Raw genomic sequence first — 9,777 nt, 5'->3', positions numbered from 1 at the left:
TGTCTTGGTTGTCTTGGTTGTCTTGGTTGTCTTGGTTGTCTTGGTTGTCTTGGTTGTCTTGGTTGTCTTGGTTGTCTTGGTTGTCTTGGTTGTTGGGCGGCGGTTTCGGTTCGGCGATCGGGCCTTCGATCACCGGCATCTCCCGGAGCGTGTTCCGCATCCCTTCGGCGTAATGCTTTTCCCACTCCTCGCGGTACCGCTGGAGTACGGCATGTTCGACCGAGGATCCGCGGAGGTCGAAATCCTGCTGCGGCATCGAGATCTGGGTGCGGCGTAACCACTCCGCGGTATAGAACATGTTCTCACTCATCGAGAACATGGAGTTCCACAGTGGAGCGATGGAGTCCACGTAGTTCCGGGTGGCCGTCCGAGCGCGGTCCGCGGCCTGGCCGCGCCATTTGTCCTGGATCCCCTCGATAGCTGCCTCGAACTTCTCCAGTTCGGATTTCGTATGCGAGGCCAGCTGCCACCACCGCTGCCGCATCGCGGCCAGCACGAAGATGCCCCAGGGCAGGTTGTCCGCCAAGCCGCGGAAATGCGTGAAGCCGAGCGCCGAACTGTTCTCCAGTTGGACGATATCCGGCGAGATCGACTCCTGGCGGCCGATATAGCGCTGTAGTTCGTCGGGCACCGCCGAGGCGGGCAGGGAACGATAGTCGTCCTCGGTGCCGTCCCAGCCGGCATTGGTCGGCGTCCCCTCGGGATGGTCGGCGGCGTCGTAGGCGGGCCCGTCCGAGTACACCACCGGGATCTCGGTGCTGGGTTCGACCGGTACCCGGAAATCCGCGAGTTTATCGAGGTCGGCCGAGTTCTGTTCCTCGGTCCGGCGGTAGTAGAGCCCGGCCTGCACGAACGCGTTCGCCATCTCGGTGCCGATATTGGCGTGGTCCTGCAGCACGGTCGACAGCCGGTCGGCCCGTTTGTTGTAGATCTCCGCGAGTTTCTGCCCCGAGGTCAGGATCCCTCCGGTGAAATTGCCCAGTTCGTCCATATAGAAATCGTCGATGGCGGCCCGCATCGCGAGCATCTGATCGACCATCCGGCCGGCGGCTTCCGCGCCGGTCACCGCGGCGGCGGGATCGAAATACAGCAGGTCCTGGGAGGCGTCCTGTTTCAGTCCGGCCCAGGTGCCCGGCTCTTGAACCATCGGATCCGCCTTCCCTTCACTACCCGGACCGGCACGCAGATCGCTGCGGAACACGCCGGCACATGCCTGCAGGATTACAGCGCACGATTCTGAATTCCCAATGGCGCACAAGAAAATTCGGCGCAATAACTCGATGGGTCCTTGCTCCGGCGCAGTACACGTGACGGCGGAGGCGAAGTCGGCCGGGCCCGGGACTCCCGAGTTGGACTCGCGCTGACCGTGGAACGTAGCGTGCAAGCCTGGTCCTTCAGGGTCGAGATAGCTCATCGACAAGGTGGCGATCTGGGCCTGGGCGCTTTGTGTCGGTGACCGTTGTTACCGTGCATGGGTGCAGCTTCGGTACAACTTCCGCGTCTATCCGACGCCTGGTCAGCGGCTCGCGTTGGCACGGTCGTTCGGGTGTGCGCGGGTGGTGTACAACGACAATCTCCGCGCCCGCGAAGCTGCGCATGCTGCCGGAGTGAAGGTGTCGGATTCCGAGGTTCAGCGGCGGGTGGTCACCGAAGCCAAACACACCCCGGAGCGTTCATGGCTGGCGGGGGTGTCGTCGGTGGTGCTGGTGCAGGCTTGCCAGGACGCCCGTAGCGCGTACCGGAACTGGTTCGACTCCCTGTCCGGGAATCGTAAAGGCCCCAAACTCGGCAAACCTCGGTTCCGGTCCCGGAAAGACAGTCGGCAAGCGATCAGGTTCACCCGCAACGGGTTCAGCCTGCGGGCGAATCGGAAACTGTATGTGGCCAAGGTCGGCGAACTGAAAGTTGCGTGGTCGCGGGAGTTGGCGTCGGAGCCGTCGTCGGTCACGATCATCAAGGACTCTGCGGGCCGGTATTTCGCGTCGTTCGTGGTGGCGGTCACGGATCGGCCGCTCCCGGAGGTCGATTCCGAGGTGGGTATCGATCTGGGACTGACGACGTTCGCGGTCTTGTCGACCGGGCACAAGATCGACACCCCCAGGTTTCTGCGGCAGGCGGAGCGGCGGTTGAAGAAGGCGCAACGGTGTCTGTCTCGTAAGGAGGAGGGCTCGAAGAATCGGGTGAAGGCCCGAATCCGGGTCGCCAAGGCGCATGCCCAGGTGGCTGATACGCGTCGGGATTGGGCGCACAAGCATTCCACGAGGATTATTCGCGAGAACCAAGCGATGTTCGTGGAGGACTTGAGCGTGCGGGGTCTCGCGCGTACGAAGCTCGCGAAGTCGGTGCACGATGCGGGGTGGGGCATGTTCACCCGGATGCTGGAGGAGAAGGCTCGCCGGTACGGCCGTACTTTCACCAGGGTGGATCGCTGGTTTCCCTCGACCCGGATGTGTTCGGTGTGCGGGATGATCGGAGACGCCAAGCCGTTGCATGTGCGGGAATGGACGTGCACGTGCGGTGCTGTCCACGATCGCGATCTGAATGCTGCTCGGAACATTCTCGCCGCAGGGCTTGCGGAGAGTCGAAACGCTTGTGGAGAGGCGGTAAGTCCGGCCGCGTAGCGGACGGCGTGCCTCGGTGAAGCAGGAACCCACCGGAGAACCGTGAGGTTCAGGAGGAATTCGGCCGTTCACGGCCGGGTGGAAGTCAAGCAAACGGTTCAGAGTTCTTCTTCAGCATTCGGCGGGGCGACGTGTCACTCGCTGGGGTGCGCGGCTGCCAACGCTTGCCGGAGGAACACAGCGATCGATCCCAGCGATCAGCGGGTGGCGGCGGTACGCACGAGTTCGATGAGTTCGTTCTCGTCCAGGCCGATACGGCGGGCGGCGGCGACCAGCTGGCCCGCGAGGTCGACGACGGCGGCCCGGCCGGCGGGGATGCCGGCGCGGACCGTCGCGCCCCGGCCCCGGCGCAGTTCGATCAGGCCTTCGTCACGGAGCCGCTGATAGCCGGCGAGCACCGTGTGGATGCTGACATCGAGCGATGCGGCGAGTTCGCGGGCGCCGGGCAGCCGCTCGCCCGCGGGTGCCTCGCCGTCGGCGATGGCCCGGCGTACACAGGCCGCGATCTGGTCGGCCAGGGGTTCGGGGCGCGCCGGATCGACACGGATCAGCACGGTCACGCGGCCTTCCGCACGACACCCGCCAGAACTCCCGCACCCGTTTCGGCGTCATCCACCGAGACCGCGAACTGCCGGCCCGAGCGACGGGTCACCACGATGCCCGGACCGCCCCGCAGCACCACGGCGGTGGCGGCCGAGGTCAGCCGGATTCCGTAGCCGCCGTAGTGGGCGGGCGAGATATCGGCGGCGGTGACCTCCGTGATCTCGCCGGGCGCCAGCCGCCACCGCGGCCAGCCCAGCAGGCCGGTGCCGACGGTGAGCCCGCGCCGATCGACAACCACGCGCACCAACGCCAGCTGGCCCGCGAATACTCCGGCGAGCACCGCGACAGCGCCCACGCCGGGGTGTACGGCGAATCCGACTGCCACGCCGATCACCACCGATGACACTCCGGCCAGCAGCATCCACGGCGAGACGGTCCGCCGCGACCAGCTCACGCGTTCGGTGCGTCCGATCGCGAGGGGTGCGGCGGGTGCGGGCGAACTCTCGGCCACCGGGCTCGACGGCGCGATGAGCCAGCCCAGGGCGCCGGACAGCAGTGCGACCACCGCCGCCACCGGGAACATCCAGCCGGGCAGTGTCGCCTGTGCGGGGTCGGTCAGGCCGAGGTTGGCGCGGGTGCTCGCGAACAGGAGTACTCCGAGCAGTGCGCCCACTCCCCAGGCGCTCGATACGAGGAGACGGTTGGGGTCGAGTGTCGTATCCGGCCGGCGTTCCGGTGCGCCCTTCCGGTTGGCGGCCACCAGCATCGCGGCGAACAGTGCGCCGAAGCCGAGGGCGAGTGCGGCGGCAATTCCCATGGTGGCGACCCGCCCGGTGAAACCGTCTGCGCCGTCGGCGGAGAAGTGGGTGGCCAGCGGGTCGGGAAGGTCGTCGGCCGCGGCGGCCAGGAGGACCAGGTTGGGGGCGGCGAACAGTATGGGCGGCAGCCCGGCCAGTATGCAGAGCCGGAGCGAGTTGGTTCTTGTCACGGCAACTCCTTTGTTATGTTTGAATCATAACAAAGGAATCAGCGGTGTCCGGTTCGGGGTGGTTCTGTCGGCAGGTGCGCGCACACTGATCCGATGGCATACGACGAAGAACTGGCGGAGCGGATTCGCGACTTGGTTGGTACCGCGGCCGATATCTCGGAACGCAAGATGTTCGGCGGGCTCGCCTTCCTGTTCGGCGGGCATATGGGTGTCGTCGTGCTGGGCGGCGGCGGATTGATGATCCGGATGGCGCCGGCGGCCGCGGCCGCACTGGTCGACGATATTTCGGTCGCCCCGATGGTGATGCAGGGCCGGGAACTGGACGGATGGCTGCGGGTGAGTCCCGCGGCCTTCCCGGACGAGGCGGCGCTCACGGAATGGGTCGATCGCGGCGCCGGTTTCGCCCGGTCGCTACCACCCAAGGACCGGAAGCCCGCAACGTCGAAACCCGCGAAGCCGAAACGCTGACCCACGGCCGCGAGAAGTCTCGCGGCGCCCCGCGTTCACCAGGATTCGTTCGAATTCGACGCCACCAGCAGCCGCCGGATCGCGGCCACCCGGCGCGCCTTGTCCGGGAGTTCGTCGAGAGCGCATTCCGGGTCGGCGGGCGGCCCGAGATGGGTACATCCGCGTGGGCAGTCCTCGATCGCCGCGGCGAGATCGGTAAAGGCGGCGATCACATCGTCGGGGGTGATATGGGCGAGACCGAACGAGCGCACACCCGGGGTGTCGATCACCCAGCCGCCGCCCGGCAGCGCCAGCGCGACCGATTGCGTGGACGTGTGCTTGCCTTTACCGACTCCGGAAACCTCCCCGACCGCCCGGAGGGCATCCGGAACCAGCCGGTTCACCAACGTGGATTTCCCGACTCCCGAATGCCCGAGGAAGCAGGTCAGGCGGCCGGTGAGCAATTCCAGGGTGGGGTCGAGGGGGTCGTCGACCCCGGCGTAGACGATGGTCAGGTCCAGATCGTCGAAATCGCCCGCGAATCGCGAATCCGCGGCCAGATCGTGTTTGGTCAGGCACAGCACCGGGGTGAGGCCGCCGGCATACGCGGCGACCATCGCGCGTTCCACGAAACCGGTCCGCGGTGGCGGATCGGCCAGCGCCACCACGATGAACAACTGTTCGGCATTGCCGACGACCACCCGTTCGAACGGGTCGGTATCGTCGGCCGTCCGGCGTAATACGGTGCGCCGCTCGGCGACCCGCACGATCCGCGCGAGAGTATCCGGCCGGCCGGAGAGGTCGCCGACCACCTCTACCTCATCGCCCACCACGATCGGTGTACGACCCAGTTCCCGGGCGCGCATCGCGACCAGCGGCCGCGCCGGATCACCGTCCAGCACACAACCCCAGCGCCCCCGGTCCACCGACACCACCATCGCCGGTTGCGCGTCGCGATGCTCCGGGCGGGTCTTGGTGCGCGGCCGCGAACTGCGCCCCGGACGCACCCGCACATCGGATTCGTCGTAGGAGGCGCTGCTGCGGCCGCGGCGGCTCAGTGGGCCGCTCCCGGTGCGGCCGATTCCGGATCGAGCATGGATTCCCACAGGCTGACGAAATCGGGCAGGGTTTTGGCGGTGGTGCCGATGTCCTCGATTTCCACGCCGGGTACGGCGAGACCGAGAATCGCACCGGCCGTCGCCATCCGGTGATCGGCGTAGGAATGCCAGCGGCCGCCGCGCAGCGGGGCCGGGGCGATCGCGAGCCCGTCCTCGGTTTCGGTGACCTGACCGCCGAGCCGGTTGATCTCGGTGGACAGGGCGGCGAGCCGATCGGTTTCGTGGCCGCGCAGATGGGCGATACCGCGCAGCCGCGATTCCGAATCCGCCAGTGCGGCCAGCGCGGCGACCGTGGGCGTCAGTTCGCCCACATCGTGCAGGTCGATATCGATACCGGCGAGCCGGTCGGGGCCGGTTACGGTGAGGGCACCGTCGGCGAAACCGGCTTCCGCGCCCATCCGCACCAGGATCTCCCGGATCACATCGCCGGCCTGCGTGGTGAGACGCGGCCAGTGCGGGATGCTCACCTGCCCGCCGGTCACCGCCGCGGCCGCCAGGAACGGGGTGGCGTTCGACAGGTCGGGCTCCACCTTCCAGTCGACCGCGCGGATCTCGCCCGGCGCCACCGTCCAGACCTGTTCGGCGCGGCTGTCGGCCGGTGCCTCCACCGCTACATCGGCGCGGCGCAACATCTCCACCGTCATCTCGATATGCGGCATGGACGGCAGGGCGCCACCCGAATGCCGGACCGTCACGCCCTCGTCGAAACGAGCGGCCGAGAGCAGCAGACCCGAGACGAATTGCGAGGAACCGGAGGCATCGATCGTGATGGTGCCGCCGCGCAGCGCCCCGTTACCGCGGACGGTGAACGGCAGGGCGTCGCCTTCGATGGCAGCGCCGAGCCCGCGCAGGGCGTCGAGAATCGTGCGCAGCGGCCGGACGCGGGCGGCGATATCACCGTCGAAGGAGCTGTCCCCGGTCGCCAGCGTGGCCACCGGCGGGACGAACCGCATCACCGTCCCCGCCAGTCCGCAATCGACCCGGCCGCCGCGGAGCGGAGCGGGAGTGACGGCGAGGGTATCCGCGTCGCCGATTATCTGGGTGCCGAGCGCACGTAGGGCATCGATCATCAGCCCGGTATCGCGGCTGCGCAGCGCCCCGGTGATGGTGGACGGGCCGTCGGCGAGCGCGGCCAGGACCAGCGCTCTGTTCGTGATCGATTTGGAGCCGGGCAGGGTGACGGTCGCCTGCACGGGGGCGTCGACATGGGGCGCTGGCCAGAAACTCACTGCACCATCTTGGCGCATCGGGCCGACATGCGTGCCGGTGGTGCTCCCGAGTGTGTCGCCGAGCACCACCGTCGGCCTCTTCAGCTGTGCCTGACTATCACTTGTTGCGGCCGTGCAGCAGCGGCACCATCCGGCGCAGCATCTTCATATTGGCCTGACTGCGGCTGTAGCTCATCAGCGCCATACCCGGGATCGCGAAACGCTGGACAGCGATCGAATGCGGCCGGACGAACTCGCGCAGACCCGGTTCGCCGTGAATGCGGCCGATACCGGAATCCGCGCTGCCGCCGAAGGGCAGGCCGGGGATGGCGGCGAAACCGAGCACCGAGTTCACCGAGGTCGCACCGACTTTCAGGCGCCGGGCGATCGCCAGGCCGTTGTTCTTCGAGTACACGGCCGAGGCCAGACCGAAGGTCGTGTTGTTGGCCAGCTCGATCGCCTGGTCGATATCGTCCACCGTGGTGACGGTGACCGTCGGTCCGAAGGTCTCCTCCTTGACCGCGGCGGAATTCTCGTCCACGTCGACCAGTACGACCGGTTCGATGAACGGCCCCTTCACCGATTCCGGGCCACCCAGCAGAGCCTTGCCGCCGCTGGCCAGCGCCGCCTCGATATGCCGCTTGACGATATCGATCTGGCTCGGCATCGTCATCGGGCCGTAGGCGGCACCTTCTTCGGAACCGGGCTTGACGTCCTTCAGGATGCGGGTCAGTTCCGCGAGGAACTGGTCTTTCACCGATTTGTCCACGTAGACCCGTTCCACACCCGCACAGGTCTGGCCGCTGTTGGAGGTGGCGCCCCAGGCCACGGCGTCGGCGGCGGCCTTCACATCGGCGTCCGCGGCGACGATCACCGGGTCTTTACCGCCGCATTCCAGCAGTACCGGGGTGAGGTTCTCGGCGGCCGAGGCCATGATCTTGCGGCCGGTGGCGGCCGAACCGGTGAACGCGACCTTGTCCACACCCGCTTTCACCAGTGCGGCGCCGGTGGCCCCGAATCCGTTGATCGCGAGGAACACGCCCTCGGGCAGTTCCGGGTTGGCCTCGGAGAAGGCCTCGGCCAGGAAATTACCGATACCCGTGGAGAATTCGGACGGTTTGAACACCACGGTGTTACCGGCCGCGAGCGCGTAGGCGATGGAACCGTTCGGGGTGTACACCGGGTAATTCCACGGGCCGATCACGCCGACGACGCCCAGCGGCCGGTATTCGATCCGGGCGGCGAAGTTCGCCATCATCGGACCCGAGGGGACTTTCTGCGGCGACAGCTTCTTCTTGGCGTGTTTGGCAGCCCAGGAGATGTGCTCGAGCGCCAGCATCAGTTCCAGAAAGGCGTCGTCGACCGGTTTGCCGTTCTCGGCATGGATGAGCGCACAGAACTCGTCGGATTTGGCGACCAGCCGGCTGGACCAGCGCAGCAGCGCTTTTTTGCGGCCGTCGAATCCGAGATCGGCCCAGACGCCGGTAGCGGCGCGGGCCTTGGCGACGGCTTCGGCGACCGCCGTGTCATCCGCGATCGGATAGGTGGCCAGCGTCGCGCCGGTGGCCGGATCGACCGAGGTGAGCACCGATTCTTTCTCGGCGGCTTTTTCTGTGGTTGTCACAGGGTCTCCTCTGCGGGAAGTAGGGCGGTAGCTGCGCGCGCGGACGGTGCAGCCTGTGACCGCCACGTCCCCGTTGAGAGAATGCTAAGACATAACTCTCAACACGTCACCCAGTACTAGCCCCCATTGTCGTCCTCCGGGTCACAATTGTCTCGATCTGTCGGTATTCGGTGCGACCATCGGAATATGTGCGGACGTTATGCGACGACGACGAACCCCGGCCGCCTCGCCGCGGAGTTGGACGCCATAGACGAAACCGGACCCGCTCCGGCGGACAGTCGTGCGGGCAGCCCCGGTGAATCGGGCGCGGCCGAATCCGGTGCCGGCCCGGACCAGCGGCAATGGGCCAACTACAACGTCGCCCCCACCACCCAGATCCTCACCGTGGTCGACCGCCACGATCACGACGATCGCGACGACGCCGTGCATCGCCGGATCCGCCGGATGCGTTGGGGCCTCATCCCACACTGGACCAAAACCGCCGAACCGGGCGTACCCGTCAAGGGAAAGCCCCTCTTCAACGCCCGTGCCGACAAGGCGGCGAGCCTGCCGTCGTTCCGGGACGCGGTGAAATACCGCCGCTGCCTGGTCCCCATGGACGGCTGGTACGAATGGCTGGTCGAACCGGATCCGGCCGGTCCGGGCCGCGGCAAGAAACCGAAGGTGATCAAACACCCGTACTTCATGTCGCGGGCCGACGGTTCACGGCTCTACATGGCGGGTCTGTGGTCGGTCTGGCGGGACCGCTCCCTCGACGACCCCCGGCCGCTGCTGTCGTGCACCATCCTCACCACCGACGCGATCGGTGACCTCACCCGAATCCACGACCGCATGCCGCTGCCGATGCCGCAGGAGCACTGGGCAGCCTGGTTGGATCCCGACCACCCCGCCCCCGCCGAACTGCTCGAATCCCCCAGTGAAGAACTGGTCGCCCAGATCACGGCGCGTCCGGTGGCGCCCCTGGTGAACAGTGTGAAGAACAACGGACCGGAACTGCTGGCTCCGGCCGACGGCACGGCCGAACAGCCGACCCTGTTGTGAAAACGGATGCTTCCGGGGCGGGTGAATCGCCCCGGAAGCATCGCGGCGGGGGGGGGGGGCGCGCGGCGGCCCGCGCGCCCCGGCGGGCGGCCAAGCGCCGCAGAGAAAGCTAAATCAGGGGAGGCATGAGAGATTGTAGATAAATAATAAACGACCGACCTCGACGAACCCGGCCGAGGCCAGCAGT

General features: G+C 67.1%; 9 protein-coding genes. 3 read left to right on the top strand and 6 right to left on the bottom strand.

The window, feature by feature from the left end; all coding sequences use genetic code 11:
• Positions 1-1,147, bottom strand: a 1,147-nt coding sequence (locus QH195_RS09195; RefSeq protein ID WP_280435038.1) for a hypothetical protein, incomplete at its 3' end; no start/stop codon positions are given.
• Positions 1,148-1,475: 328 nt separating this feature from the next.
• Here QH195_RS09195 and QH195_RS09190 point away from each other — a divergent pair.
• Positions 1,476-2,621 (top strand): RNA-guided endonuclease InsQ/TnpB family protein, encoded by a 1,146-nt coding sequence (locus QH195_RS09190; RefSeq protein ID WP_280435037.1) that lies wholly within the window; start codon positions 1,476-1,478, stop codon positions 2,619-2,621.
• Positions 2,622-2,818: 197 nt separating this feature from the next.
• On the opposite strand, the gene QH195_RS09185 is transcribed toward QH195_RS09190, so the two are convergent.
• Positions 2,819-3,175, bottom strand: coding sequence for a GntR family transcriptional regulator (locus QH195_RS09185; RefSeq protein ID WP_280424079.1), 357 nt, complete (start codon positions 3,173-3,175; stop codon positions 2,819-2,821).
• A 2-nt stretch (positions 3,176-3,177) separates the two neighbouring features.
• Positions 3,178-4,152: a hypothetical protein gene (locus QH195_RS09180; RefSeq protein ID WP_280435036.1), complete on the bottom strand. Its 975-nt coding sequence runs from the start codon at positions 4,150-4,152 to the stop codon at positions 3,178-3,180.
• Between the two features lie 93 nt (positions 4,153-4,245).
• On the opposite strand from QH195_RS09180, the gene QH195_RS09175 reads away from it, so the two are divergent.
• Complete coding sequence (locus QH195_RS09175; protein WP_280435035.1) at positions 4,246-4,620, top strand: TfoX/Sxy family protein; 375 nt, start codon at positions 4,246-4,248, stop codon at positions 4,618-4,620.
• Between the two features lie 35 nt (positions 4,621-4,655).
• Here the strand turns inward: QH195_RS09175 and rsgA are convergent, their stop codons facing one another.
• From rsgA to QH195_RS09160, 3 genes are all read right to left on the bottom strand, one after another.
• Complete coding sequence (rsgA, locus tag QH195_RS09170) at positions 4,656-5,681, bottom strand: ribosome small subunit-dependent GTPase A (RefSeq protein ID WP_432278403.1); 1,026 nt, start codon at positions 5,679-5,681, stop codon at positions 4,656-4,658.
• Positions 5,654-6,964, bottom strand: a complete 1,311-nt coding sequence (gene aroA, locus QH195_RS09165; protein WP_280435034.1) for a 3-phosphoshikimate 1-carboxyvinyltransferase — start codon at positions 6,962-6,964, stop codon at positions 5,654-5,656. Before aroA ends, rsgA begins: the two co-directional genes overlap by 28 nt.
• Positions 6,965-7,043: 79 nt before the next feature.
• Positions 7,044-8,549, bottom strand: coding sequence for an aldehyde dehydrogenase family protein (locus QH195_RS09160; protein ID WP_280424067.1), 1,506 nt, complete (start codon positions 8,547-8,549; stop codon positions 7,044-7,046).
• Between the two features lie 186 nt (positions 8,550-8,735).
• Between QH195_RS09160 and QH195_RS09155 the strand changes: the two genes are divergently transcribed.
• Complete coding sequence (locus QH195_RS09155; RefSeq protein ID WP_280424066.1) at positions 8,736-9,590, top strand: SOS response-associated peptidase; 855 nt, start codon at positions 8,736-8,738, stop codon at positions 9,588-9,590.
• Positions 9,591-9,777: the final 187 nt, after the last annotated feature.

It is taken from the genome of Nocardia carnea, from assembly GCF_029868855.1.
GTDB lineage: Bacteria > Actinomycetota > Actinomycetes > Mycobacteriales > Mycobacteriaceae > Nocardia > Nocardia carnea_A.
This window is presented reverse-complemented; position numbering and strand designations above follow the sequence as displayed.